Source organism: Streptomyces populi (genome assembly GCF_002911015.1).
Classification (GTDB): domain Bacteria; phylum Actinomycetota; class Actinomycetes; order Streptomycetales; family Streptomycetaceae; genus Streptomyces; species Streptomyces populi.
This window is the reverse complement of record NZ_KZ626843.1, coordinates 149,032-175,279: the sequence shown is the minus strand read 5'-3', so window position 1 is coordinate 175,279 and position 26,248 is coordinate 149,032. Positions and strand designations below refer to the sequence as shown.

Annotated in this window: 22 protein-coding genes and 1 pseudogene; 13 read left to right on the top strand and 10 right to left on the bottom strand. The window is 72.8% G+C overall.

Annotated elements, in window-relative coordinates:
• Positions 1–112 precede the first annotated feature (112 nt).
• From CW362_RS04005 to CW362_RS03995, 3 genes are read right to left on the bottom strand one after another with little or no spacing between them, the layout of a single operon-like run.
• Complete coding sequence (locus CW362_RS04005) at positions 113–3,640, bottom strand: 5-oxoprolinase/urea amidolyase family protein (RefSeq protein ID WP_103547922.1); 3,528 nt, start codon at positions 3,638–3,640, stop codon at positions 113–115.
• Positions 3,637–4,236: an urea amidolyase associated protein UAAP2 gene (locus CW362_RS04000; protein WP_103547921.1), complete on the bottom strand. Its 600-nt coding sequence runs from the start codon at positions 4,234–4,236 to the stop codon at positions 3,637–3,639. The genes CW362_RS04005 and CW362_RS04000 overlap by 4 nt, the downstream gene beginning before the upstream one ends.
• Positions 4,233–5,057 carry an urea amidolyase associated protein UAAP1 gene (locus CW362_RS03995; RefSeq protein WP_103547920.1) on the bottom strand — a complete coding sequence of 275 codons (825 nt, stop codon included), beginning with the start codon at positions 5,055–5,057 and terminating at the stop codon, positions 4,233–4,235. Before CW362_RS03995 ends, CW362_RS04000 begins: the two co-directional genes overlap by 4 nt.
• Positions 5,058–5,267: 210 nt before the next feature.
• Between CW362_RS03995 and CW362_RS03990 the strand changes: the two genes are divergently transcribed.
• The 6 genes from CW362_RS03990 to CW362_RS03965 all read left to right on the top strand — a co-directional run bounded on the left by CW362_RS03990 (position 5,268) and on the right by CW362_RS03965 (position 10,783).
• The gene (locus CW362_RS03990) at positions 5,268–5,894 is read left to right on the top strand and encodes a TetR/AcrR family transcriptional regulator (RefSeq protein ID WP_103547919.1); all 627 of its coding nucleotides are present in this window, start codon (positions 5,268–5,270) and stop codon (positions 5,892–5,894) included.
• Positions 5,895–6,196: 302 nt separating this feature from the next.
• Positions 6,197–7,771, top strand: coding sequence for an ATP-binding protein (locus tag CW362_RS03985; protein ID WP_103547918.1), 1,575 nt, complete (start codon positions 6,197–6,199; stop codon positions 7,769–7,771).
• Complete coding sequence (locus CW362_RS03980; protein ID WP_103547917.1) at positions 7,768–8,175, top strand: roadblock/LC7 domain-containing protein; 408 nt, start codon at positions 7,768–7,770, stop codon at positions 8,173–8,175. Before CW362_RS03985 ends, CW362_RS03980 begins: the two co-directional genes overlap by 4 nt.
• Positions 8,172–8,621, top strand: coding sequence for a DUF742 domain-containing protein (locus CW362_RS03975; protein ID WP_103547916.1), 450 nt, complete (start codon positions 8,172–8,174; stop codon positions 8,619–8,621). The genes CW362_RS03980 and CW362_RS03975 overlap by 4 nt, the downstream gene beginning before the upstream one ends.
• Positions 8,602–9,222: a GTP-binding protein gene (locus CW362_RS03970; protein ID WP_103547915.1), complete on the top strand. Its 621-nt coding sequence runs from the start codon at positions 8,602–8,604 to the stop codon at positions 9,220–9,222. The genes CW362_RS03975 and CW362_RS03970 overlap by 20 nt, the downstream gene beginning before the upstream one ends.
• A gap of 76 nt (positions 9,223–9,298) precedes the next feature.
• Positions 9,299–10,783, top strand: coding sequence for a cytochrome P450 (locus tag CW362_RS03965; protein ID WP_103547914.1), 1,485 nt, complete (start codon positions 9,299–9,301; stop codon positions 10,781–10,783).
• A gap of 22 nt (positions 10,784–10,805) precedes the next feature.
• Here the strand turns inward: CW362_RS03965 and CW362_RS03960 are convergent, their stop codons facing one another.
• The 4 genes from CW362_RS03960 to CW362_RS03945 all read right to left on the bottom strand — a co-directional run bounded on the left by CW362_RS03960 (position 10,806) and on the right by CW362_RS03945 (position 15,398).
• Positions 10,806–11,765: an RluA family pseudouridine synthase gene (locus CW362_RS03960; RefSeq protein ID WP_103547913.1), complete on the bottom strand. Its 960-nt coding sequence runs from the start codon at positions 11,763–11,765 to the stop codon at positions 10,806–10,808.
• Positions 11,766–11,768: 3 nt separating this feature from the next.
• The gene (locus tag CW362_RS03955) at positions 11,769–13,319 is read right to left on the bottom strand and encodes an amino acid permease (protein WP_103547912.1); all 1,551 of its coding nucleotides are present in this window, start codon (positions 13,317–13,319) and stop codon (positions 11,769–11,771) included.
• Positions 13,320–13,522: 203 nt separating this feature from the next.
• Positions 13,523–14,359, bottom strand: a complete 837-nt coding sequence (locus tag CW362_RS03950; protein ID WP_103547911.1) for a siderophore-interacting protein — start codon at positions 14,357–14,359, stop codon at positions 13,523–13,525.
• Positions 14,360–14,459: 100 nt separating this feature from the next.
• A complete protein-coding gene (locus CW362_RS03945) occupies positions 14,460–15,398 on the bottom strand; it encodes a 5'-3' exonuclease (RefSeq protein ID WP_240657637.1) in 939 nt (312 codons plus the stop codon).
• A gap of 178 nt (positions 15,399–15,576) precedes the next feature.
• Between CW362_RS03945 and CW362_RS03940 the strand changes: the two genes are divergently transcribed.
• The 6 genes and pseudogenes from CW362_RS03940 to CW362_RS03915 all read left to right on the top strand — a co-directional run bounded on the left by CW362_RS03940 (position 15,577) and on the right by CW362_RS03915 (position 22,208).
• Positions 15,577–16,656, top strand: coding sequence for a quaternary amine ABC transporter ATP-binding protein (locus tag CW362_RS03940; RefSeq protein ID WP_103547910.1), 1,080 nt, complete (start codon positions 15,577–15,579; stop codon positions 16,654–16,656).
• Positions 16,649–18,463, top strand: a pseudogene (locus tag CW362_RS03935) (ABC transporter permease/substrate binding protein); the annotation flags it as partial. The gene CW362_RS03940 and the pseudogene CW362_RS03935, both read left to right, overlap by 8 nt.
• 1,035 nt (positions 18,464–19,498) lie before the next feature.
• On the top strand, positions 19,499–20,080 hold the full coding sequence (locus tag CW362_RS03930; protein ID WP_103547909.1) for a helix-turn-helix domain-containing protein: 582 nt from the start codon (positions 19,499–19,501) through the stop codon (positions 20,078–20,080).
• 84 nt (positions 20,081–20,164) lie between these two features.
• Complete coding sequence (locus CW362_RS03925) at positions 20,165–20,899, top strand: helical backbone metal receptor (RefSeq protein ID WP_103547908.1); 735 nt, start codon at positions 20,165–20,167, stop codon at positions 20,897–20,899.
• A 454-nt stretch (positions 20,900–21,353) separates the two neighbouring features.
• The gene (locus tag CW362_RS03920) at positions 21,354–21,617 is read left to right on the top strand and encodes a hypothetical protein (protein WP_103547907.1); all 264 of its coding nucleotides are present in this window, start codon (positions 21,354–21,356) and stop codon (positions 21,615–21,617) included.
• Between the two features lie 324 nt (positions 21,618–21,941).
• Positions 21,942–22,208, top strand: coding sequence for a hypothetical protein (locus CW362_RS03915; protein WP_103547906.1), 267 nt, complete (start codon positions 21,942–21,944; stop codon positions 22,206–22,208).
• 147 nt (positions 22,209–22,355) lie between these two features.
• Here CW362_RS03915 and CW362_RS03910 read toward each other — a convergent pair whose 3' ends face one another.
• Positions 22,356–23,507, bottom strand: coding sequence for a TDT family transporter (locus tag CW362_RS03910; protein WP_103547905.1), 1,152 nt, complete (start codon positions 23,505–23,507; stop codon positions 22,356–22,358).
• Positions 23,508–23,577: 70 nt separating this feature from the next.
• Between CW362_RS03910 and CW362_RS03905 the strand changes: the two genes are divergently transcribed.
• On the top strand, positions 23,578–24,501 hold the full coding sequence (locus tag CW362_RS03905) for a LysR family transcriptional regulator (RefSeq protein ID WP_103547904.1): 924 nt from the start codon (positions 23,578–23,580) through the stop codon (positions 24,499–24,501).
• Positions 24,502–24,687: 186 nt separating this feature from the next.
• Here the strand turns inward: CW362_RS03905 and CW362_RS03900 are convergent, their stop codons facing one another.
• Both CW362_RS03900 and CW362_RS03895 read right to left on the bottom strand, forming a co-directional pair.
• Entirely contained in the window at positions 24,688–25,368 is a 681-nt protein-coding gene (locus CW362_RS03900) for a gamma-glutamyl-gamma-aminobutyrate hydrolase family protein (protein ID WP_103547903.1), read from the bottom strand.
• Between the two features lie 121 nt (positions 25,369–25,489).
• Positions 25,490–26,227 (bottom strand): FadR/GntR family transcriptional regulator, encoded by a 738-nt coding sequence (locus CW362_RS03895; RefSeq protein ID WP_103547902.1) that lies wholly within the window; start codon positions 26,225–26,227, stop codon positions 25,490–25,492.
• Positions 26,228–26,248 lie beyond the last annotated feature (21 nt).

Sequence of the window (26,248 nt, the reverse complement as noted above, 5' to 3'; positions counted from 1 at the left end):
CCCCGGCCGGGCCGGTGCGGGCCGGTCCGGTGGCGGTGGCGGCGAGGGGGCGGCGGCCGGGGCAGGGGTCGAGGGGCGAGGGGTCAGGGGGTCGAGGGGCGGGAGCCAGGGGTCAGGGGGTCGAGGGTTCCGGGGGAGCGAGTACGAGCAGGGCCGTGCCCGCCTCCACCTGGTCGCCCGGGCGGGTCAGGACCTGGTGGACCACGCCGTCGACGGGGGCGGGGACGCGTGACTCCATCTTCATCGCCTCCAGGGCGAGCAACGGCTGCCCCGCCGTGACCCGTTCGCCCGGTGCCACGTTCAGCTGCCACACCGACGCGGCGAACTCGGCCTCGATCAGCCGGCCGCCCTCGGGGACGCTCACCTCGCCGGCCGGTGCGGGCGGGGCGGCCGCCGCCTCGGCGCGGGCGAACTCGCCCGCGGCCTCCCAGGCGTCCCGCTCGGCGGAGAACGCCTCACCCTGCCGGGACCGGAACTCGGCGACGGACCCGGCGTTCTCGGCGAGGAAGGCCTCGTACGCGGCGAGCGAGAAGGTGCCCTCCTCGACGCGCGGCACGAAACGGCCGGAGACGATGTCGGCCCGCAGTTCGAGGAGTTCGTCCGCCTCCACCGGGTACCACTTGATCCGGTCGAAGAAGCGCAGCAGCCACGGCTTGCCGGGTTCGAACGCGCCGCGCTGCTGCCAGGGCGACCACACCTGGGTCGTCCGGCCGACGAACTGGTAGCCGCCGGGGCCCTCCATGCCGTAGACGCACAGGTAGGCGCCGCCGATGCCGACCGAGTTCTCGGCGGTCCAGGTGCGGGCCGGGTTGTACTTCGTGGTGACCAGCCGGTGGCGCGGGTCGAGCGGGGTGGCGACCGGCGCGCCCAGGTAGACGTCGCCGAGGCCGAGGACCAGGTACTCGGCGTCGAAGACGGTGCGGTAGACGTCGTCCACCGAGTCCAGGCCGTTGACCCGGCGGATGAACTCGATGTTCCACGGGCACCAGGGGGCGTCGTCGCGGACACCGGCCATGTAGCGGGCGATGGCCTCGCGGGTGGCCGGGTCGTCCCAGGACAGCGGGAGGTGGACGGTGCGGGAGGGGACGACGAGCCGGTCGGTCGGGGGCAGGGCGCGGACCGTGCGCCGCACGGTGTCCAGGAGTTCGCGCTGGGGGAGCCGGCCCGGGTCGGCCTGGATCTGGAGCGAGCGGATGCCCGGGGTCAGGTCGGTGACGCCGTCGAGGCCCGCCGCCGCCACGGCCTCCATCAGCGCGTGGACCCGCATCCGCAGGGCGAGGTCGAGCTGCATGGGGCCGAACTCGACGAGCAGGTTGTCGTCGCCGCTGCGGCGGTAGGTGACGTCGCCGTCCCGGGCGAGGACCCCTCCGTCGACGATCGGTGGCCGCGCGGAGCCGTCGTCGGCGAGCGGTGCGAAGCGCACGGTGTCGCCGGGACGGAGCTGGCCGAGCTTCCAGCGTTCGGTGCTGACGACGGTCGCCGGGCAGACGAAGCCGCCCAGGGAGGGGCCGTCGGGGCCGAGGAGCACCGGCATGTCGCCGGTGTAGTCGACGGCGCCGACCGAGTAGGGGGTGTCGTGGATGTTGGAGGGGTGCAGGCCGGCCTCGCCGCCGTCGGCGCGGGCCCAGCGGGGCTTGGGTCCGACGAGCCGCACCCCGGTGCGGGCCGAGTTGAAGTGGACCTTCCAGTCGGCGGCGTAGAAGTCGTGGATGTCGTCCTCGGTGAAGAACTCCGGCGCGGCGTGCGGCCCTTCGAGGACGCCGATGCGCCACTCGGTGGTGAGGCCGGGGCGGTCGGCGGCCGGCACGGGCGCTCCGGTGCCCGTGACCGCGCCGCCGTGCAGGACGTCGCCGGTGCGCAGGGCGCGGCCCCCGTGGCCGCCGAACCGGCCGAGGGTGAAGGTGGAGGCGCTGCCGAGGAAAGCGGGCACGTCCAGGCCGCCGCCCGCGAACAGGACGTAGGTGCGCAGGCCGGGTCCGGCGGGCGTCCCGATCTCGAGGACCGCCCCGGCCGGTACGGTCACCGGCTCCCACCGGGCGACGGCGGACCCGTCCACGGTGACCGGCGCGGGAGCGCCCGTGACGCAGACCGTCGTGGCGTGGGTGAACCTCAACGCCGGTCCCTGAAGGGTGCATTCGAGGCCCGGCGCGCCCTCGGGGTTGCCGAGCGCGCGGTTGCCGAGCCGGAAGGAGAGGTCGTCCATCGGTCCGCAGGGCGGCACCCCGACCTGCCAGTGGCCGGTGCGGCCGGGCCAGTCCTGCACGGTGGTGAGCGTGCCGCCGGAGACGACCTCGACGCGCGGGGTGGGATCGCTCACGCCGGCCAGCGTGGCGGTGGAGTGCGCCGCCCGCCGGAAGGAGGGTTCGGCGAGCGCGGCCCGCACCAGACCGAGGTTCGTCTCGATGCCGTCCACGCGGGTCGCGGCCAGCGCCGTGTCGAGGCGTTCCAGGGCCTCGGCCCGGTCCGCCCCGTACGCGATCACCTTCGCGAGCATCGGGTCGTAGGAGGCGGTCACCTCGGTGCCCGTTTCGACCCAGCCGTCGACGCGGACCCCGGAGGGGAACTCCACCCGTGTCAACAGGCCCGCGCTGGGCCGGTGTTCGCGTGAGGGGTCCTCGGCGTACACGCGCGCCTCGACGGCGTGACCGCGGGGTGTCCCCGGGTCCCGTACGACGTTCCGCTCGCCCCGGGCCAGGCGCAGCATCCAGGCGACCAGGTCGACGCCGTAGATCTCCTCGGTGACCGGGTGTTCCACCTGGAGGCGGGTGTTGACCTCCAGGAAGTAGGCCTCCTCGCGGGCGGCGTCGTAGACGAACTCGACGGTTCCGGCCGAGCGGTAGCCGACCGAGGCGCACAACTCGCGTGCGGCGGAGGCGAGTCGCTCGCGGACGGGGGAGGGGAGGTCCGGCGCGGGCGCCTCCTCCAGGACCTTCTGGTTGCGGCGCTGGAGCGAGCAGTCGCGGTCGCCGAAGGTGACGACCCGGCCCCGCCCGTCGCCGAAGACCTGCACCTCGACATGGCGGGCGTGTTCGACCAGGCGTTCCAGGAAGACCCCGGCCGAGGAGAAGGAGGCGGCGGCGACGCGCTGCACCCGGTCCCAGGCCTCGGTGAGTTCGGCGGCGGACCGGCAGGCGGACATGCCGATGCCGCCGCCACCGCCGGTGGCCTTGAGCATCACGGGATAGCCGATGCGGTCGGCCGCCTCCAGTGCCTCGGGGAGGCCGGGGAGCAGCCCCGTGCCGGGAGCCAGCGGCACCCCCGCGGCCTCGGCCGCCGCCCTCGCGGTGTGCTTGGCGCCGAACAGCTCCAGCTGCTCCGGTGTCGGCCCGACGAACACGATCCCGGCGTCCTCGCAGCGCCGGGCGAAGGCCGCGTCCTCGGACAGGAAGCCGTAGCCGGGGTGGACGGCCCCGGCCCCGGTGTCCTTGGCGGCCTTCAGGACCAGGTCGCCGTCGAGGTAGGACTCCTTGGCGGGGGCCGGGCCGAGCCGCACGGCCTCGTCGGCGAGGCGGACGTGGGGCGCGGCGCGATCGGCGTCGGAGTACACGGCGACGGTGCGCAGGCCCAGTTCGCGGGCGGTGCGGATGACGCGGACGGCGATCTCGCCGCGGTTGGCGACCAGCAGGGTGTCGAAGCTCATGCGGGGTCCCCGATCGTCATGGCGACCTCGGTCGGCTCGAAGCCGTTGCACGGGTTGTTGATCTGGGGGCAGTTGGAGACCAGCACGATCACGTCGCGTTCGGCGCGCAGGGTCAGCCTCAGGCCCGGGGCGGAGATGCCGTCGACGATGCCGAGGGTGCCGTCCTCCTCGACCGGCACGTTCATGTACCAGTTGATGTTCGACACCAGGTCGCGCTTGCCGAGGCCGTAGCGGGCGCCCTCGGCGAGGAAGTTGTCCACGCAGGCGTGCTGGGACCAGGTGTGGTGGCCGTAGCGCAGGGTGTTGGACTCCTTGGAGCAGGCGCCGCCGACCGTGTCGTGCCGGCCGACCTCGTCCTCGACGACGGTCATCAGCGGGGTGTGCTCGTTCGACATCAGGACGCTGCCCGTGGTCAGGAAGATGTTGCCCTGGGCCTGGATGGTGTCGGGGGCGCTGTAGCGGACGGCGGTGTCGGCGGCGTCGTACACCAGGAAGTCGACGGCCTGGTTGCCGTGCAGGTCGGTGACGGTGAGCGTCCGGCCGGCGCGGACGACGGCGGACCAGGCGGCCCGGGCCGGGACGGTGACGTGCGTCATGCGAGCCCCCTCGTGGCAAGGAATTCGGCGGTGTTCAGGAAGGCGCGGCGGCCCTCGGGCGTGGCCTCCCACAGCGGGTCGCCCGCCGCGGTGGCCCGTGCGTGCCAGGCCAGTACCTCCAGCGGGGTGCTGGTGTAGTGCGGGCGCGGGTCGGCGGGGTGCGGGACGTTGGCGATCAGCACCGTCAGGTCCTGCTCGGCGCGCAGGGTGACGGAGGCGCCGGGGCCGGCCGAGCCGGTGAAGGCCGGTGAGCCGTCCTCGCGTATCTCCACGCCCTGGAAGAAGGAGAGCGAGGGCGGCAGATCGCGGGGTCCGAGCCCGTTCTTGGCGGCGGCCAGCTTGAACAGCTCGCGGCCCGCCGGGGACGCGGACTGCGGGGTCCCGTCCCCGTAGCGTTCGGTGTTGCGCAGGAGCGTGGAGGTGCCGCACAGGGCGTCGTGCCGTCCGGAGGTGTCGGTGACGACCGAGGCGAGCACCCGGCCCTGGTCGGAGAGGAGCAGCCGGCCCTCGCCCAGGTAGGCGTTCCACTGGACCTTGACGGTGTCGGCGACGTTCAGGCGTTCCCACGGCCGGTCCGCGACGTACAGCAGCAGGTGCGCGCAGGCGTCGCCGGTGAGGTCGGTCAGGCGCAGTTCGGTGCCCCGGGCCAGCACCTTGTGCGTGTAGTTGCCGCCCGCCACGGTCTCGGCCCAGACGAGCGGGCCCGCCCCGGGCGGCGGTGCCGGCCAGTCGTCCGCGGGGACGACGGGCATGGCCTCGGCGCGGGTCCCCTGCTGGGCGCGGGCGTGATCGCGTGCTCCGTGGGTGGTCGCTGTCGCCATCGCGGGTCCTCCGGCTCCTCGGTCATTTCTGTCGCGCGACAGAAATTAGGGGCGGGGTGGGTCGCGGCCGTGTCCCGTGTGTTGCCGCCCGGTTACCTGTCCCTCACGGGGGGGCGCCGCCGGTACGGGGGGCTGCCCGCGGCCGTCCGGTGTCCGCGGCGCGGGCCGGGCGCCCTGCCGGGGCGTGGCGCGTGTGCGAGGATCGAGCGCATGGGAACGGGTGGCGGGCGACGGGTCGGCAGGCCTCGGGCCGATCGGCGGCCGGACAGCGGGCTGACGCCGCGCGCCGAACTGCTGGACGCCGCGGCCGAGTTGTTCACCACACGGGGATACGCGGCCACCACCACCCGTGCCGTCGCCGAGCGGGCGGGCATGCGCCAGGCGTCCATGTACCACTACGTCTCCGGCAAGGAGGAACTGCTCGCGGAGCTCCTGGAGTCCACGGTCACGCCCTCGCTCGTCTGCGCCCGTGAACTCCTCGCCGACGACACGGTGCCCGCGGAGCGGAGGCTGTGGCAGCTGTGCCGCACCGACGTCGAGGTGCTCTGCGGGGGACCGCACAACCTCGGCGGTCTCTACCTGCTGCCCGAGGTGCGCACCGAACGCTTCGCCGGCTTCCATGCCGTGCGGGCCGAACTCAAGGACACCTACCGCCAGTTGCTCGCCGCGACGGCGGCCGGGGGAGCGCTCGCCAAGAGTGAGCTCGATCTGCGCACGGATCTGCTGTTCGGGCTGATCGAGGGGGTCATCCTCGTGCGCCGCTCCGATCCGCAGCGCCCGGTGCCGGCCTTCGCCGAGGCCACGGCCGACGCGGCGCTGCGGATCGCCGGGATCTGAGGATCCGGGCCGTCGTCACCGTGCTCCCGCGCGCCCGCACGCCGTCACGCATCGTGTGCGAGTGGGGGCGCAGCGTGCAAATGGAGCCGAGGCTACTCCAGCCCCATGGGCGGTTTCAGGTGCTTGCCGAATATGACACGGCGATGATCCGGTCGGACTAGGCTCGCCCGCGGCGCACCGAGTTGGGATGTATTCGTGCGCTTGTTCCCAAAGGTTCCGAAGATCCGGTTCGGCTCGTCCGATCCGTGACGCTTCCCCCGTAAATCTCCCCCACTCCGGCCGACCTGTCTCAGAGGGCATACATGGTGAGTGTTCAGTCGCCTCCCGGTGAGAGTGAACTTCCCTACGCGCGCGTGCTGTTGCTGCCGGCCGTCCTGATGGCGGCGGCCACCGCCGCCGCCGTCGCCGCGGTGACGGAGCCGGCCCGGGGCGCGGTCGCCCTGTGCGGCGGCCTCGCCACGCTGCTGGTCGTGGCGGTCGGCGGCGAGGCCGTCCGCCGCGGCCGCGTCGCCCGGGAACTGCGCGCCGACCTCGCGCGCCGCACCGCCTCCCTGGAACGGCGCGTCGCCGAGCACGACCGGGAGACCGTGCGTTTCACCCGGGAGGTCCTGCCCTACGCGATCGACCGGCTGCACGACGGGGACTCCCCCGCGGAGGTCGTCCGCACCCTGGGCCGCGACACCCCGGACCTCCACGAGATCCCCGAGTCCCAGAAGGAACTGCTGAAGACACTGCTCAAGATCATCGACGCCGAGGAGTCGACGCGTGACGCCGCCCAGCGCTCCTTCGTCAACATCGCCCGGCGCGTCCAGGCCATCGTCCACCAGCAGAACAACGAACTCCGCGAGATGGAGGAGGACCACGGGCGCAACCCCGAGGTCTTCGACGACCTGCTGCGCATCGACCACGGAACCGCGCTGATCGGCCGACTCGCCGACTCCATCGCCGTGCTCGGCGGCGGCCGTCCCGGACGCCGGTGGCCCGAACCCGTACCGCTGTTCAGCGTGCTGCGCGGCGCGATGTCCCGCATCCTGGAGTACCGGCGCATCGAACTGCACAACATCGTCGACATCGCCGTCGACGGCGTCTCCGTCGAACCGCTCATCCACGCCCTGGCCGAGCTCCTGGACAACGCCACCCGGTACTCGCCGCCGCACACCAAGGTGCACGTCACCGCCATCGAGGTGCAGACCGGCATCGCCATCGAGATCGAGGACGGCGGCGTCAGCCTCAGCGACGAGGCCCGCGGCAGGATCGAGGAACTGCTCCGGCTGGCCGCGGCGGGCGTCGACCCGAACGTCATGGGCCAGGCGCCCCGGCTCGGCATGGCCGTCGTCGGACGGCTCGCCCAGATGTACGGCATGCAGGTGTCGCTGCGGCAGTCCGCGTACGGCGGTGTCCGCGCCGTCCTCGTCGCACCGCGCTCCATGCTCACCACCGACTTCGCCCCCGGCCTCGCGCACGGCATCGGGGCCGGCGCCGTGGCCGGCATCGACAACGGCGGTGTCGCGGGCCCGGCGCGCAAGCCCAAGAAGCGCAAGCCCACCACCGGGCCCCGCGTCCCCTCCTCCGGCGACGACCCCCGCGAGGACGACGTCCCGGTCGTCACGGAATGGACGCCGGGCGGTCTTCCGCAGCGCCGCAGCCGGATGAAGGTCCCGCTGAGCCGGCGGTACGCCGAGGCGCGCGCCGAGCAGGAGGCCGCCGGCGCCGCCCCGTGGGAACCCGGCCCCGGGCCGCAGGAGAAGGAGCCCGGACCCGGGCTGTGGGTCGAGGCGTTCATGAACGGGCTCAAGGACGACCCGGACCCGACCGCGTCCAGCACGGACGACCAGCCGGCCCCTGCCGAGGCCGACGACGAGGGGGACCTCAAGTGATCCAGCAGCGAGCCAACTTCGACTGGATGCTCAAGGAACTCGCCGACGGAGTGCCGGGCATCCAGCAGATCGTGGTGCTCTCCGCCGACGGACTGCGCATCGCCCGCTACGGCGGCGACCCGGACGCGGCCGACCGGGTCGCCGCCGCCTGCGCGGGCCTGCAGAGCCTCGCGGGAGCCGTCGCGGGCGAGATCCCCAGGAGCGACGGCCGGATGCGGATGGTCCTCATCGAGATCGACGGCGGCTACTTCTACCTGATGTCGGCGGGACCCAACGCCTACCTCGCCGTGCTCGCCGACCAGACCGCGGAACCCGGGCTGATGAGCAACCGCATGCGCGACCTCGTCGTACGGATCGGCGCCCATCTCACGAGTCCGCCCCGCCGCAACGGGCAGACCGTATGACTCCTCCGCAACGACGACGGCGCCGGCCCAGGGAGCGGCCCCCGGAACCTCCCGCACCCCCGTCCCCGCTCGCGCACCCGGAAGGCTCCGAGGGGGAGGAGGGCCGGGACGGACCGCGGAACCCGGAACGCCTGTACGTGCTCACGGGCGGCGGCGAGGACACCGACCGGGCCGAGGTCGACCTGGTCACGCTGGTCGTGGCGCGTGCCGCCGTGCCGCCGCCCGGCATCCAGCCGGAGCAGACGGCACTGCTGCGGCTGTGCGGGACCCCCTTGTCCGTGGCCGAGATCTCGGCCTATCTCCATCTGCCGTTCAGCGTGGTGACCGTCCTGCTCACCGAGCTGCTGGCGGCCGGACTGGTACGGGCGCGCGCCCCGATCGCCCGTCAGGCGCTCCCCGACCGTTCCCTCCTCGAAGCGGTGATGCATGGACTTCAAAAGCTCTGACACCGTCACGGGCCCTCGCGCCGGGGACCACCTCCCGCACACCGCGCAGGCGGCGGTGAAGATCGTGATCGTGGGCGGCTTCGGGGTCGGCAAGACGACCATGGTGGGCTCCGTCAGCGAGATCAGGCCGCTGACGACCGAGGAGACCATGACGCAGGCCGGCATCGGAGTCGACGACGACTACGGGGCCGAGACCAAGACGGCCACCACCGTGGCCATGGACTTCGGCCGGATCTCCCTGACGGACCAGCTGGTGCTCTACCTGTTCGGCACTCCCGGCCAGGAGCGTTTCTGGTTCCTGTGGAACGGCCTGTTCGAGGGAGCGCTCGGCGCGGTCGTCCTGGTCGACACCCGCCGGCTGGAAGCCGGCTTCGACGTGATCGGACGCCTGGAGGAACGCGGCGTCCCGTTCGTCGTCGCGACGAACGAGTTCCCCGACGCGCCCCGGTACCCGGTCGAGGACCTGCGGGCCGCGCTCGACCTGCCCGAGGAGATCCCGATCGTGCGGTGCGACGCCCGCCGCAGGGCGTCGAGCCGCGACACCCTGATGACCCTGATGCGGTTCCTGCATTCCCTGGCGATGACGTCCACGCGCAGCTGAACGCCGTACGGTGAATACGGCATCCGTACGCCAACTGCCCACCCATAGAACGTATTTGAGCTTCGGAGCGATCACTGTGACGACCGAATCCCATTCCCCCGCAGGTACGGAAGAACCCGCGTTCGGACCCCCGCCCGGCTGCCCCGCCCATGCCGTCGGACCCGGCGTCGGTCCGGGCGGACTGCGTCGCCTCCACGGGCCCGAGGCCGAGGACCTGGGCGCGCTGTACGAGAAGCTGCGCGCCGAACACGGTCCCGTGGCACCCGTGTCGCTGCACGACGACGTGCCGATCTGGGTGGTCCTCGGTCACGCCGAGAACCTGCACATGATCAGCACCCCCTCCCACTACACGCGCGACAGCCGGCTGTGGACCGCCGTCCAGGACGGCTCGGCGGGAGCGGACCATCCGCTCGCCCCCCACATCGCCTGGCAGCCCATCTGCTCCCACGCCGAGGGCGACGAGCACCTCAGACTGCGCGGCGCCGTCACCGGCGCGATGACCACCATCGACTTCCGCAGCCTGCGCCGCTACATCAACCGCGCCACGCAGCGCCTGGTCAACGCGTTCTGCCCGCTCGGCAAGGCCGACCTGGTGGGACAGTTCGCCGAACACCTGCCGATGTCCGTGCTCTGCGAGATCATCGGCATGCCCGAGGACTACAACGACCGCATGGTGCACGCCAGCCGCGACCTGCTCAAGGGCACCGACACGGCCATCGCCAGCAACGAGTACGTCATGAGCGTGCTGACCCAGCACACCCTGCGGCGCCGTGCCGAGCCCGAGGACGACTTCACCACCCACCTCATCAACCACCCCGCACGGCTCACCGACGACGAGGTGGCCCAGCACCTGCGGCTCGTCCTGCTCGCCGCCTACGAGGCCACCGCCAACCTCATCGCCAACGTGCTGCGCATGCTGCTCACCGACCCGCGCTTCCGCGCCCAGCTCAACGGCGGGCAGATGACCGTGCCCGAGGCGGTCGAGCAGTCCCTGTGGAACGAGCCGCCCTTCAGTGCCGTCCTCGGCTACTTCGCCAAACAGGACACGGAGCTGGGCGGCCAGTGCATCCGCAAGGGTGACGGACTGCTGTTCGGGATCGCGCCCGGCAACGTCGACCCCCGCATCCGCCCCGACCTGGCGGCGAGCATGCAGGGCAACCGCTCCCACCTCGCCTTCGGCGGCGGCCCCCACGAGTGCCCGGGGCAGGACATCGGCCGTGCCATCGCCGACGTCGGCGTCGACGCCCTGCTGCTGCGGCTGCCGGACGTCGAACTCGACTGCGACGAGAGCGACCTGCGCTGGCGGAGCACCATGTCCTCGCGCCACCTCGTCGATCTGCCCGTGCGGTTCGAGCCCAAGCCGACCCAGGACGTCACGCAACGGCCGTCCGTGCGCGCGCTGCCCTCCCAGCGGGCCCCCTGGCAGGTGACCACCGAGGACACGGCCCCGGCCGCGCCCGCACCGGGGCCCGCCGCCCCCGCGCCCGCACCGGCCGCTCCCGGACCTGCCGGACGCCCGGGCGCCTGGCAGCGCCTGCTGCGCTGGTGGCGCGGCCACTGATCCCCCGGGGCCGGTGGCGGGCCTACGGCTGTCCGGTCCCCCCGGCCGACCAGGCGTCGTGCGAGGTCCACGCCCCCAGCGTCCGTCCGCTGACGAACCGATGCTCCCGGCCGGTGACCGGATCGGTGAACTCCAGTGTCCGCGCCAGCAGTTGCAGCGGACGCCGGAAGTCTCCGGCCGGCACCGGCCCGGTCACCACCGGGTACAGCGGATCGCCGAGGATGGGCACGCCCAACGTGCTCATGTGCACCCGGAGCTGATGGGTCTGCCCGGTGCGGGGGGTCAGCCGGTAGCGCGCCAGCCCGCCCCGGCGCTCGGCCAGCCCGATCCCGGTGACCGCGTTCGGCTCGCCCTCCACCTCCCGCGCGGCCATCACCCCGCGCTCCTTGAGGATGCGGCTGCTGACCGTGCGCGGCAGGGAGAGAGCGGCGTCGTACGGCGCCACGGCCTCGTACTCCTTGCCGACCAGCCGGTCGCGGAACAGCGACTGGTACGCGCCCCGTTCCCCGGGCCGTACGGTGAACAGCACGAGCCCCGCGGTCAGCCGGTCGAGACGGTGCGCCGCGCCCAGCTCCGGCAGACCGAGGTCCCGGCGCAGCCGGGCGAGGGCCGTCTCGGCGACATGGCTGCCGCGCGGTGTGGTGGCCAGGAAGTGCGGCTTGTCGGCGACGACGATGTGGTCGTCCCGGTACACCACCTCGAGCGGGAACGGCACCGGTTCCTCGTCGGGCAGTTCGCGGTGGAACCACAGGAACATCCCCGGCGCGTAGGCGGCCTCGACGGTCAGCGGCCGGCCGTCCTCGCGGACGATCAGCCCCTCGCCGATCATCGTGTCGATGACTCCGTCGCCCGCCGCGAGCCGGTCCACCAGATACGCCCGCGCGGTGGCCCAGCTCCCCTCGCGCGGCAGTCTGATCCGCACGGGGTCGACCCCGTGGCGCTGCGGGAGGGGAGCGGGCGGGATCCGGGGCTTGCGTCTCACCGGTCAAGCGTACGAGGCCCCGGCCGCTTCGGGCGCCCGTGCCTTCGCCGCCCGCGCCGCGTACGCCCGGTACCCCGCTCCCACGGCCAGCGTCACGACGAGGAAGAGCACGGTGAACCAGCGGAAGTACCAGTGTCCGCCCGCCGGGTCGTACACCGCGGCCCGCGGCCAGGCCAGGTTGACCGTCATGAACAGGCCGTAGCCGAGGGCGAGCACGTTGACGGGGGCACCCCAGCGGCCCAGGGAGAAGAGCGGGGCGCCCGTCTCGTCGGTGCCGTCCGCGGTGAGGCGCCCGCGCAGCCGGCGCACCAGCAGCGGTCCGGTGACCATCGCGTACGCGAGGTACAGCATCGCGATGCAGGTGGTCCCGATCGCCAGGAACGCGTCCGGGGAGGCGAGGTCCAGGAGCAGCAGGGCCGCCGCGAGGACGCCGACGACCAGGGCGGGGGCGTTCGGCATGCCGGTCCTCGGGTCGACCTTCGCGAGCCGCCCGGAGAGGGGGAGCCGGCCGTCGCGGGCCATCGAGAAGAGCATGCGGCCGGCGGCGGTCTGGATCGCCAGGGTCGCCACCGCGACGGCCACCACCACGTCGGCGAGCAGTGCCCGGCCGACCCCGTCGCCGAGGCTGCTGGTCAGGACGTAGCTCAGTCCCTCGACGCCCAGCCTGCCGTCGGTCAGGCTCGGGGCGGCGAGCAGTCCGCCGAGCACGATCAGTCCGCCGAGCAGGCCCGCCGCGCCGAGCGCGGTGAGGATCGTCCGGGGCGCGGTGCGCCTCGGGTGGTGGGTCTCCTCGCTCATCTCCCCGGCGCTGTCGAAGCCGATCATCACGTACGCGGCCATGAACGAGCCCACCATCAGCGCCCCGAACAGGCCGCCCGTGCCGGCGCCGGTGTGGAAGGTGATGCCGGGGGAGCGCTCGGAGTGGGTGAACAGCAGCACGATGATCAGGACGGCGCCGATGATCTCGGCGGTGACGCCGATCCGGTTGACCGCGGACATCACGCGGTTGTCGAGGACGTTCACCAGCGTGGTCAGCGCGAGCAGGGCGACGCCCAGGACGGCCGCGTTGGCGGCGCCGTCGGGGCTGGTCGGGGCCGGGTCGTCGCCGATCAGCTGGAAGCCGGACCAGATCGCCGGCAGGACCGTCTGAAGGGCCATGGCCGCCGCGGCGACCACCACGATCTGTCCGATCACCATGATCCAGCCGGCGAACCAGCCGAAAGAGGGGTTCGACAGGCGTGAGGACCACTGGTAGATCGCGCCGGAGATCGGGTAGCGCGCGGCGAGTTCCGCGAAGCACGCGGCGACCGCCAGCTGGCCGGCGAACACGGCCGGCCAGGTCCAGAAGAAGACCGGGCCGCCGAACGCGTACCCGAAGGCGAAGAACTGGAAGACCGTGGTGAGGACCGAGATGAAGGAGAACCCGGCGGCGAACGAGGCGTACCGGCCGAGGCTGCGGTGCAGCTCCTGGCGGTAGCCGAACTCGGACAGGGAGCGGTCGTCCGGGGAGACGGGCGGATCGGGGCGTACGTCGGAGGGGGCGGTGGTGGTCACGGCGGCACCTGCCTTCGGCGCGAAGGGCGGTCGGAATTCCTGTCGGACGACAGAAATTAGGGAGACCCTGTTTCGCCCGCGTGTCACGGCCGTGTCGGCGACGGGCCCAATTCCTCACGCGGCCGCGGCCCGCGCAAACGCCGGGAGGCGGACCCGCGTGGTGCGGGTCCGCCTCCGGATACGGCGGGGGGAGTGGCCGATGTCTAGGCCGGGGCCTCCTGCTCGGCCTCCACCTTGGCGTTCCACTCGCGCTTCGAGGCCTGCCACCCGTCCTCGTTGTGGCCGAGACGCCAGTAGCCGGAGATGGACAGGTCCTCGCGCGGAATCTGGCGCTCGACCCGCAGCAGTCCGCGCAGCTCCTTCACGAAGCCCGCCTCGCCGTGCACGAACGCGTGCACCCGGCCCTCCGGGAACTCCAGGGCTCGTACGGCCTCCACCAGGGCCGCGCCGACGGGCCGGTCGCCGCGGTACAGCCAGACGATCTCCGCGTCGGAGTCGATCTTCTGCTCCTCCTCGGGCCCGGAGACCTCGACGAAGGCGCGGACCGCGGCGGCGTCGGGCAGGGACTCCAGCGCGGCGGCGATCGCGGGCAGCGCGCTCTCGTCACCGGCGAGCAGGTGCCAGTCGGCGCTCGGGTCGGGCGCGTACGCGCCACCGGGTCCCATGAACCGGACGACCTCGCCCGGCTGTGCCCGAAGGGCCCACGGCCCGGCGAGTCCTTCGTCCCCGTGCACCACGAAGTCCAGGGACAGCTCGCGCGTCTCGGGGTCCCAGGCGCGCACGGTGTAGGTCCGGGTCACCGGCCACTGCTCGCGCGGGAACTCCTCGCGGACGCGCTCCAGGTCGAAGGGCTCGGGATAGGTGACACCCGGGGGGCCGAAGAGCAGCTTCACGTAGTGGTCGGTTCTGCCGCTCGTGGCGAAGTCCGCGAGAGTGTCGCCGCCCAGCACCACCCGCTGCATGTGAGGGGTCAGCCGCTCGGTCCGCACGACCTTCGCGGAGTGGGGCTTCCGGGGCTTGCGTTCCGGGCGCTCTGCCATGACTGCCTCCTGTTCACATGCTTAGGCTTACCTAAGTTAGCACCTCTTCCGATGCGGTAACCATGCATGAACCGGTATCGGTCATGTCAGAAGTGTTCACCTATGCCTGCAGAGTGGCGAGCAGACGGTGCAGCGAGCCGCCCAGACCCCAGCGCGCGGCCAGCTCGTCCAGTGCCGCGGGGTGGCGCGCGGCGTGCGGCAGCGAGGTGTCCACCTCGGGGAGCGGAACGTCCCCCGCCACCTTGACGACCGTCGGCGCCACCGCGATGTACGGGCGGGACTCGTCGAGCCGCTTGCGCTGCGAGGGCGTCAGTTTCGCCTCGGGGTCGTCGACGGCGGCCATGATCCCGGCCAGGTCACCGAACTCGGCGAGCAGCTTCGCGGCCGTCTTCTCCCCGATGCCGGGCACCCCGGGCAGTCCGTCGCTCGGGTCGCCGCGCAGCAGCGCCAGATCCGCGTACCCCGGACCGTCGACGCCGTACTTCTCGCGCAGCCAGGCCTCGTCGGTGAGCTGGAGCGTGCCGACGCCCTTGAGGGGGTACAGCACGCGCACCCCCCGTTCGTCGTCGACGAGCTGGTACAGGTCCCGGTCGCCGGTGACGATGTCGACCGGGCCGGTGGCACGTCCGGTGAACGTGCCGATCACGTCGTCGGCCTCGTACCCCTCGACCCCCACACGGGCGATGCCCAGGGCGTCCAGGACCTCCTCGATGACGGGCACCTGCGGGGAGAGGGTGTCCGGCACCTCCTCCTGGTCCGGACCGGTCTCGGTCTCCGCGGCGACCCGGTGCGCCTTGTACGACGGGATCAGGTCGACCCGCCACTGCGGACGCCAGTCCGCGTCCATGCAGGCCACCAGGTCGTCCGGGCGGTGGTCCCTGACCAGGCGGTCGATGAACTCCAGCAGTCCGCGCACGGCGTTCACCGGGGTGCCGTCCGGGGCCTTCACGGACTCCGGCACACCGAAGTAGGCGCGGAAGTACAGCGAGGCGGTGTCGAGGAGCATGAGGCGGCGCGTCTGGGGAGTCACGCTCCGCATCATGCCGTACGCCACTGACGGTGACCTGGACCACTCCCGTGTTTGCTCCGCGTGAGCCCGGGCAGGCGCGGCCACTGAACGAACTCGGTTGTGTATTCAACGTACTCGACCGTCACCGGCAGCCGGGAGCGCGGAGATCTCCGCTCGGCGCGTTCCCCTGCCCCGACGAGAGGCACCTGTGTCATCCAGGCTTGAGGCCGACCACCTCTACAAGGTGTTCGGAAGACGACCGGAAGCGGCCGTGGAACGGCTCCGCCAGGGGGCCGACCGTGAGGAACTGCGCGCCGACGGCACCACCGCCGCCGTGATCGACGCGTCCTTCACGGTGGAACCCGGGCAGATCTTCGTCGTCATGGGCCTGTCCGGATCCGGCAAGTCCACGCTGCTGCGCATGCTCAACGGACTGCTCGAGCCCACCGCGGGACACGTGCGCTTCGACGGCCAGGACCTCACCGCGCTCGGCGCGCGCGAACTGCGCGAGGTCCGCTCCAAGAAGATCAGCATGGTCTTCCAGCACTTCGCGCTGTTCCCGCACCGCAGCGTGCTGGAGAACGCCGCCTACGGCCTGGAGGTCCAGGGCGTACCGGCCGCCGAACGCCGTGAACGGGCGGCCGCGGCGCTGGAACTGGCCGGACTCGCGGGCTGGGAGAAGTCCTGGCCCGACGAACTGTCCGGCGGTATGCAGCAGCGCGTGGGTCTCGCCCGCGCGCTCGCCACCGACGCCGGTCTGCTGCTCATGGACGAGTCGTTCAGCGCGCTGGACCCGCTGATCCGCCGCGACATGCAGGACCAGCTCCTCGAACTCCAGAAGAAGCTGAAGAAGACCATCGTCTTCATCACGCACGACCTCAACGAGGCCATGCGCCTCGGTGACCGCGTCGCCGTCATGCGCGACGGCCGCGTCGTCCAGAACGGCACCGCCGAGGACATCCTCGTCCGGCCCGCCGACGACTACGTCGCCTCCTTCACCCAGGACGTCGACCGCTCGCGGGTGCTGACCGCGGGCGCCGTCATGGACACGGACCTGCGCGGCGACGAGGCCGACTGCGCCTGCGAGACCGCCACGCCCGACACCCCGTTCGTGGACCTCTGCGCGATGAGCGCCCGCCTCCCGCACCCGGTCGCCGTCCTCGACGAGAAGCACGCCCTCGTCGGCGTCGTCCCCAGGCAGCGGCTCGTCGGCTTCCTCGGCGACGAGCGGCGCACCCCCGGGCAATGTCCCGGCGGACGGACCAAGGGGGTGAAGGCCCGTGCCTAGGATCCCCTTCGGCGACTGGGTCAACGGTGCGGTCGACTGGCTGCTGCACCACATGGGGTGGCTCTTCGACCTCCTCAAGACCGTCTTCACCGGCACCTACGACGGCATCGACGCGGTCCTCCAGGCACCCGAGCCGCTGCTCCTCGCCGGCATCCTCGCCGTCGTCGCGTTCTGGCTGCGCGGCACCGCCGCCGGTGTCCTCACCTTCGCCGGATTCGCCTTCATCGACTCCCTCGACCTGTGGGAGGACGCGATGGTGACCCTCTCCCTGGTCCTCGTCGCGACCCTCATCGCGCTCGTCGTCTCCGTGCCCGTGGGCATCTGGGCGGCCCGCTCCGACCGTGTGAGCGCCGTCGTCCGGCCCGTCCTCGACTTCATGCAGACGCTGCCGGCGATGATCTACCTCATCCCGGCGATCCTGTTCTTCGGCACCGGCGCCTCCGCCGGCATCGTCGCCACCCTGATCTTCGCGCTGGCCCCCGGGGTCCGCATGACCGAGCTGGGCATCCGCCAGGTCGACGCGGAACTGGTCGAGGCCGCCGAAGCGTTCGGCACCGCCCCGCGCGCCACCCTGCTGCGCGTCCAGCTCCCGCTCGCCCTGCCCACCGTCATGGCGGGCGTCAACCAGGTCATCATGCTGGGCCTGTCCATGGCCGCCATCGCCGGCATGGTCGGCACCGGCGGCCTCGGCGGCGACGTCAACGAGGCCATCGGCCAGCTGGACGTCGGCCTCGGCTCGGAGGCCGGCGTCGCCATCGTCATCCTCGCGATCTACCTCGACCGCATGACCGGCGCGCTCGGCACCCAGGTCTCCCCGCTCGGCCGCCGTGCCGCCGCCCGGGCCCGCGCCGCGCAGGGCCTGCGGATCTGGTCGTACCGGCCCCGCCCCGCCGTCGCCCTGGTGGGAGTCGTCGTGCTCGCGCTCGTCGCGGGCGGCATGGGTGTCTTCGGCGGCCCGGCCACGCCCGCCACCGCGGCCGACGGCCAGGACGTCGGCCGGGGCCGGAAGATCACCATCGGCTACATCCCCTGGGACGAGGGCGTCGCCTCCACCTTCCTCTGGAAGGAGATCCTGGAGCGGCGCGGATACCAGGTGGAGGCCCGGCAGTTCGACGCCGGCCCGCTCTACACCTCGCTCGCCCAGGGCGACGTCGACTTCGAGACCGACTCCTGGCTGCCGACCACCCACGCCGAGTACTGGAAGAAGTACGGCGAGCAGCTCGACGACCTGGGTTCCTGGTACGGCCCGACGTCCCTGGAGCTGTCGGTGCCCGCCTACATGAAGGGCGTCGACTCCCTGGAGGACCTCAAGGGACAGGCCGGGAGGTTCGGCGGCAGGATCACCGGGATCGAGTCCAGCGCCGGAATGATGGGCCTGCTCAAGAGCAAGGTGCTCAAGGCGTACGGGCTCGACGGGGAGTACGAGGTCGTCGACAGCTCCACGCCCGCGATGCTGGCCGAGCTGAAGCGCGCGTACGCGAGGAAGCAGCCGATCGTCGTCACCCTCTGGTCCCCGCACTGGGCCTACAGCGACTACGACCTGAAGAAGCTCAAGGACCCCGAGGGCGCCTGGGGCAAGGGCGACGGGGTGCACACCCTCTCCCGCAAGGGCTTCGCGAAGGACGACCCGGTCGTCGGGAAGTGGCTGAAGGACTTCGAGCTGACCGAGAAGCAGCTCACCGGCCTCGAGGCCGAGATCAACAAGGCCGGCAAGGGCCGGCAGCAGGACGCCGTGCGCGCCTGGCTGGAGAAGAACCCCTCGGTCGCCGGTGAACTGGCCCCCGTCGAGGACTCCGCCGCCACGACGAGCTGAGGCGCGTGCGTCGAGAAGCGGCCGGTCGCGGTCGTCCCGCGATCGCCGCTCCGGGCGGACAGCCGGTACGGGCCCGCCCGACTCGCCGACGGCAGCGAGCCGTTCGGTGAGGACGACCCGATCCGGGCCGTGGCCGAGGGGGACTTGCCGACCCGGTGTCCGGAAGTGACCGGACGGACCGGGGACTTCGGGACGGAGAGGACCGGACCCGGCGGCCTGGAGGAGGAGCTCGGGCAGCCCGCTCGGGGGAGGGGCACGGGGAGGAAGCCGTCGCCGCCCGGTCGGGGGGCGCCCGGACACCGCGCGGCGGACGGCTCCACGGTGGAGGGCGGTCCGCCGCCCCGCGGCGCGCGGTTCACTCCGCCGGGTGGTCCCCCGTCGTCAGGGTTCTCCCCACCCGTACGGGGAGGAGAACCCTGACGACGGGGACCACCCGGCGTCGCGTTCCCGGAGCCCGCGGAGCCCACCCCCGTCCGGTCGGCCGTCGGCCCGCGCGCGGACCGGCGGCACCGGTGGCGGCGTACTGGCGTACGAGAGAGATCCGGACAACCGTGCCGCGGTCCGCGACCGCGCCCGGCCCGTGTGGTTCCCGCCCGCCGGGGCGGCCGCGCGTACGGCGCGCCGTCCCCCGCTCGCGCACCGCTCCGACGGCCGCCGCGCATCGGTTCGGTGCGCGCGGACCCGCCCGAACCCGGCGGGCACCGCGTGCCCCGGGGCGGCGCGAACCGTCAACCGGGCTTCGGGAGAACGGACTTCAGGGTCCGAGCGAGCCGCCGAAAGGGCCGGACGGGTGTCCCGCCCCGTGATCGGCCCTTTCGTCCCGTGCGCGGGGGCGGCGGCGCCGGGCGCGCGACGGCTCGCGCGGTGGCGCGAACTGTAACCCTCACACTCCCTCGAAGTGACAGCGATGTGACGGGTCCATGAAACGGTTTGCCGAACATGCGTAGGGTGCAAACAACTCAACAGAAGCGGCGGGCCGGAAGACCGGGCGGTTCGCGGACCGACGACGCGAGGGAGGGAGCCGGAGCGATGGGCGACCACAAAGAACAGCCCCTTCGGGTGGGCGCGGCCGTACGGCGACAGCGCCGTGCACTGCGGCTCACCCTCGCCGTCGTGGCCGAACGCAGCGGCCTGTCGGTGCCCTTTCTCAGCCAGGTGGAGAACGAGCGGGCGCGGCCCAGCAGGAGTTCCCTGGAGAGGGTCGCCGACGCCCTCGGCACCACGGCCGCCGACCTGCTCGCCGCCGCCGACCCGGCGTGCAGTGTCGACGTCGTGCGCGCCGACGCCGGGGCCGAGTTCACTCCCGGGTCCCACGCGCGCCCCCTGGTGCGCGGTCACCACCAGCTGCACGCGACCGAGTTCACCGGCGACCACGAGGAAGCACGCGAACTCCAGAACCGCAACGACAAGTTGATGTACGTCGCCGACGGGGGCGTCGAGGTCGAGGCGGAGGGACGTGCCCACCGTCTGGGGCGGGGCGACACGCTCTATCTGACGGGCGGTGTCCGGCACCGCTGGCGCGCCACCGTGCCGGACACCCGGGTGGTCGTCGTCGAGGTCGCCGGCCACGTCGACGCGGTGGAGGACCGGCGCGACTTCGGCAAACGCTGAGGGGCGAGGGCGGCGACGGGCGGCCGACGGCGGCGCGGGAGAGGATGGCGGGACACGGGAACGGCGCTGGAGAGGCGGACGGGTATGCGGGTGGTGTCCCTCGTTCCCTCGCTGACGGAGGCCGTGGCCGTGTCCGTGCCCGGGGTCCTGGTCGGCGTGACCGACTGGTGCAGCCACCCGGCGGACCTGGACGCCGCACGGATCGGAGGCACCAAGAACCCCGACGTCGACGCCGTCGTACGACTCGCCCCCGATCTCGTCGTCGCCAACGAGGAGGAGAACCGGGAGCCCGATCTGGCCGCTCTGCGGGACGCGGGGATCGAGGTGCTGGTCACCGAGGTGCGGGACGTGCCGGGGGCCTTCCGAGAACTGGACCGGGTGCTCGGCGCGTGCGGCGCGCGAGGCCGTCCGCGGTGGCTGGACGCGGCGGAGGCCGCCTGGGCCGAGCTGCCCGTCCCGGCCCGCCGCAGGACCGCGGTCGTGCCGGTCTGGCGGCGGCCCTGGACGGTGCTGGGCCGGGACACCTTCGCGGGCGACGTCCTGGCGAGACTGGGCGTCGACAACGCGTACGCGCACCACGAGGACCGCTACCCCCGTGTCCCCGTCGCCGAGCTGACGGCGACGGGCGCGGACCTGGTGGTGCTGCCCGACGAGCCGTACCGCTTCACCGCCGAGGACGGGCCGGAGGCCTTCCCGCGACTGCCCTGTGCCCTCGTCGACGGCCGCCTGCTGACCTGGTACGGCCCCTCGCTCGCCGAGGCGCCCGTGCGGCTCGGCGAGGCGCTGCGGTCATCTCGGCGATGGCCGTCCGCCCGGTGACCGCGATGACGGCGAGGTGCGGTCCTCGGGCTCCAGGAACCGTCCGGCGCTCGCGGATGCCGATGAACTCGACCTCGTGCGCGTCGACTTCGTCTTCCGCCGCAGGAGAGGGATCCGAACTCCTCTTTCTTCGCGCGTGATTCCAGCCCGGCCGGGCGAATCAGCCCGGTCGGCACGTCACTTGGGGCGTGCCGGGGCTCCGCTGGGCTGAGACCCCGTGCCGAGGGCGGCGGCCGTGGGGCGGCCTCCCGTCCCGTCCGGTCGAGGGCCGGCCGTCGCCGGCTCCGCCTGAAGACCTGATTATTCGTCCGGGTTACGGCTTTCGGGTGTTTCTGCGACACGGGCGCAAGATCCAGTGCGTCGCCGACGGGTCCGGCGGAGTTCGCACTACTTTCTGTGACTGCACAAGGCGATCTTTCACGGATCGCAACGATTCAACTCCATTGGAGATGACATGCGTAAGCTTCGTAACGCCGCTGTTCTGATCGCCGCTCTCGGCAGCATCGCGTTCGTGGGCGGCACCGCCCACGCGGGTGGTGACGACATCACCGTCAAGCAGAGCGCCACCTGCAAGTCGCACGACCTGAACCTGGACGTCCTCGGTGAGGTCGGCGTTCTCAACGGTCTGGCCGGCAACCTGCTGAACGGCGAGGGTGACCCGGGTGCCCAGGCCACCCACCTCGGCTCCACCGCGGGCTGCAGCAACAGCGCCTTCTGACATCCCGGCCGACACGTGGTCGGCGGTGAATGAACGGTCCCGACCCCGAGCCTCAGGCTCGGGGCCGGGACCTTGCGCGTGCACCGGCAGGACCCCGGAGTGGTTTCCGGCCCGGCGGTCTCCCGTGCCATCGGCATGCCGGTCACCGTCAACTCCGCCCGAAGACCTGATTATTCGCCCGCGTTACGGCTTTCGGGTGCTTCTGCGACACGGGCACAAGATCCAGCGCGTCGCCGACGGGTCCGGCGGAGTTCGCACTACTTTCTGTGACTGCACAAGGCGATCTTTCACGGATCGCAACGATTCAACTCCATTGGAGATGACATGCGTAAGCTTCGCAAGGCCGCTGTTCTCGTCGCCGCTCTCGGCAGCATCGCGTTCATGGGCGGCACGGCCCACGCGGGTGGCGGCGACGGCATCAAGGTCGGGCAGAGCACCTCCTGCAAGTCGCACGACCTGAACGCGGACGTCCTCGGCGAGGTCGGCATCCTCAACGGTGCGCTCGGCAACGCGCTGGGCGGCGAGGGCAACCCGGGCGGCCAGGCCACCCACCTCGGCTCCTCCGCGGGCTGCAACAACGACGCCTTCTGACATCCCGGCCGACGCGTAGTCGCCGGCGGATGAACGGTCCCGGCCCCGGGCCTCGAGCCCGGGCCGGGACCATTCGTATGTGCGGGCAGGACTTCGGGGTGGTCTCCGGTCCGGCGAAGGCCGGGACGCGGTGCGGGAAGGCCGTTCTCAGCGAGGTGCCGCGAGCAGCTTTCCGCCGATCAGGCCGTGGGCGGTCCGGACGGCGGCCACGGACCAGGCGGCCACCAGCAGGACGTACAGGGCGACGGCGAGCACCTCGAAGGCGGCCAGGCCGGTGTGCCGGGCCAGGCCCTCCGCGCCGGTCACGCAGGTGCCCACCGGGAAGGTGAAGGCCCACCAGGTCATCGCGAAGCCCATGCCCTGGCGGCGGGCCCGTACGACCATCGCGACGGCCAGCGCGAGCCACAGCAGGGCGAAACCGAGCACGGGGACGCCGTAGAGGACGGCGAGGAGGGTGAAGCCCTGGTCGTAGGGGGCGGGCACCACACCGGGGGCGGCGTCCGCGAACTTGCCCACCGCGGTGGTCGACTGGCCCAGCGGGCCCAGCACGAGGAACAGCGTCGGGGTGAGCGCGAGCGGCAGCGGACCGGCGGTGACGAGCCGCGCGAAGATCATCGGCAGCATCACGAACGTGGCCACCAGACTGATCCCGAACATCGCGACACAGGCGAGGAGCAGGGTCTCCCGGGGCTGTCCCGCCGGCAGGTGGGGAACGAGGAGGGGGCCGAGGGCGGCCGACACCATGGGGGCGACGATCGGCAGCAGCCACACGGGGGACGCCTGTCCGGGCTCGATCCGGTGCCGTACGACCATGAGGTAGGGGACGGCCACGGCGGCGGCGAGTCCGATCAGCGTCCCGGCGGTGAACAGGACGGTGTCCACGGCGAGGGCCGCCGGTGTCCCGATCCAGTCCCGGCCGACCAGGAGGGTGCCGCCGCCCACGGCGAGCAGGGCCATCGAGAGGCAGCCGTAGAAGGGGACCACGGCCGGGTCGAGGAAGTGGGCGCGGGCCTGGTCGCGGTGGTACGTCCAGTGCAGGGCGCGGGCGGCGAGCAGCGACACCAGCAGGGTGAGCGAGAGGGCCCACACGGCGGCGCAGGCGGTGCGCAGGCCTGGCACGTCCACGGGGAGCCCTGCTCCCGCCGTGGCCACGATCGCGGTGCCCATCACGGAGGCGTACCAGTTGGGGCCGAGATACCGGAGTGCGGCGACGGCGCGGTTTCCCGGGACACGGGGTGTCTTCGTGCCGGGGAGGATTCCCGCCTGATGGGCGGACAGGGGCTGGGCTGCGGTGACCATGACATCACAGTCGTGCCGCCGCGGGCTCCCCACCAGGGAGTGCGCGCCTATGACGGCATAAGCTGGCTTTATGAGCAGCAGCGCGGAGGATCGGCCCGGTGTCGGGATCGCGCACCGGGTTCCCGATCTGGGCGCGCTGGAGCTGCTGCTGGCCGTGGCGCGCCTCGGCAGTCTCGGGCGCGCCGCACGCGAACTGGGGATCACGCAGCCGGCGGCCAGCAGCCGTATCCGGTCCATGGAGCGGCTGCTGGGGGTGGCGCTCGTCGACCGTTCGCCGCGCGGGTCCCGGCTCACCCGTGAGGGGGCGCTCGTCACGGACTGGGCCCGGCGGGTGGTGGACGCGGCCGAGGCGTTCGACGCCGGGGCGCAGGCCCTGCGCGACCGGCGCGACTCGCGGCTGCGGGTGGCCGCGAGCATGACCATCGCCGAGTACCTGCTGCCCGGCTGGCTGATCGCGCTGCGCGCACAGCGTCCCGACACGGCCGTGTCGCTGCTCGCGGGGAACTCCGCCGCCGTGGCCGAGCGGCTCCTGACGGGCGAGGCGGACCTCGGGTTCGTCGAGGGGCTCTCGGTGCCGTCCGGTCTCGACGCCGCCGTCATCGCGCACGACCGGCTGATCGTGGTGACGGCGCCCGGACATCCCTGGGCGCGCCGCCGGGCACCCCTCGCGGCGGCGGAGCTGGCCGCCACACCGCTCATCCTGCGCGAGGAGGGGTCGGGCACGCGTCAGGTCCTCGACTCCGCGCTCGGCGGGCTCGCCCGCCCGCTGATCGAGCTGTCCTCGACGACGGCGGTCAAGGCCTCCGCCGTCAGTGGCGCGGGACCCGCCGTCCTGAGCGAACTCGCCCTCGGCGAGGAGCTCTCCGCCCACCGCCTGGTGGGCATCCCCCTGGCCGACGTCCGGCTCACCCGCGCCCTGCGCGCGGTCTGGCCCACGGGCCACCGTCCCACGGGGCCGGCCCGCGACCTGCTCTCCCTGACGCGGGGGGCGTGACGGGACAGACGTTTTTCGCCCCCTCCGCCCCTTCCCGTCCCGTACCTGGGGTTGCCGCCCCCGGACCCCCGCTTCGGCCTGGCGGCCTCGTCCTCGATCGCCGGACGGGCTGAGACTTTCCAGCGCCTCCGGGTACGTCGGGGAGGGGCGGAGGGGCGGAAAATGCCGGTGCGGGACTCGGAACGCTCAGGTCGCCGCCACGATCAGGCCCCGCATCACCCGCAGGTCGTCACCCATCTCCGGGTGCCACTGGACCCCCAGGACCCAGGCGGGGCCGGGGAGTTCGACCGCCTCCACGGTGCCGTCCGCCGCGTGCGCGCTCGCCGTGAGGCCGGCCCCGAGACGGTCGACCGCCTGATGGTGGTACGTCGGCACGGCGCACGGCTCCGGTACGAGACCGGCGTACCGCGTCCCCGGAACGGGGGTCACCTCGTGGTGTCCGACGACGCCGGTGTCCTTCACGTGTCCGTCGAGGTGCTGGACGAGGGTGCCGCCGAGGGCGACGTTCAGGAGCTGGTGCCCCCGGCAGATGCCGAGCAACGGGGTGCCCGAGTCCAACGCGGCCCGGATCAGGGCGAGTTCCCAGGCGTCGCGTTCGGGGGCGGACGGGCCCGTGTGCGGGGAGCGCTCGGCGCCGTACCGGGCGGGGTCGACGTCGGGGCCGCCCGCGACGACCACCGCGTCGAGCCGGGCGACGGTCTCGCGCGCCAGGGCCGGATCGTCCGGCGGCAGCATCACGGCGAGTCCGCCCGCCGCCCGCACGAGCCGTGGATAGCCGGCCGGCAGCAGCGCGGCCTCCATCTCCCACACGCCCCAGCGAGTCCCGGCCTCCAGATACGTACTCACACCGACCAGCGGCCTGCCCACGCGCTACTCCTCGGATCTCCTCGACGCTGTCAATGGAAAACTCTCATACCTTTGCGGGGCGGGGAGCGAAACGCGCGGCCCCGGGAGGGGGACGCGCCGGCCCCCGCGCCTCACGTCCCGCTCAGGCCAGGAACCCCCGCAGCAGCGCCGCCGTGCCCGCGCAGTGCTCCCGCATGATCTCCCGCGCCCCGTCCGCGTCCCCGTCGAGAACCGCCTCGACCAGGGCGGTGTGCTGGCGCTGCGAATGCTCCAGGTTGCGGACGAGGAGCGGGATGCAGTCGAGCAGGTCGTTGACGGACGCGCGGACGGCCGCGTACCGCGCGGTGAGGGAAGGGGAGCCGCACAGCTCCGCGAGGGTGAGGTGGAGCAGGGTGTCCCGGCGCCGGTAGTCGGCCAGCGGGGCGTCGTTCGTCCGCTCCAGCGCCTCGCGCAGCCGGGCGGCCCGCTCCGCGTCGAGCCCGTGCGCCGCGCACAGCCCGGCCGCACCCACCTCCAGGACCTCGCGGAAGCGCAGCACGTCCTCGATGTCGACCGCGGCGACCCTGCGGCGCAGTTCGTGCTCGCCCGGTGTGTCGGTGCGCGCCAGCACGAAGGTGCCGCCGTAGCGTCCGCGCCGCGACTCGACCAGCCCCTGGTCCTGGAGCACCTTCAGGACCTCGCGCAGCGTCACCCGGCTGATGCCGAGCCGCTCGGCCAACTCCCGCTCCGCGGGCAGCCGTTCGCCACCCGGCACCAGACCGAGCCGGACGATCTGGAGGATCTGTTCCAGCGCCTCCTCGAAGCCGTTGCCCGCCCGCACCGGCCGCAGGACCGGCGTCAGCCGGTCGCCCGTCCCGCGTCCGGGTTCCGCCCGCGTCATCAGGTCGCGCCCCCTTCCCAA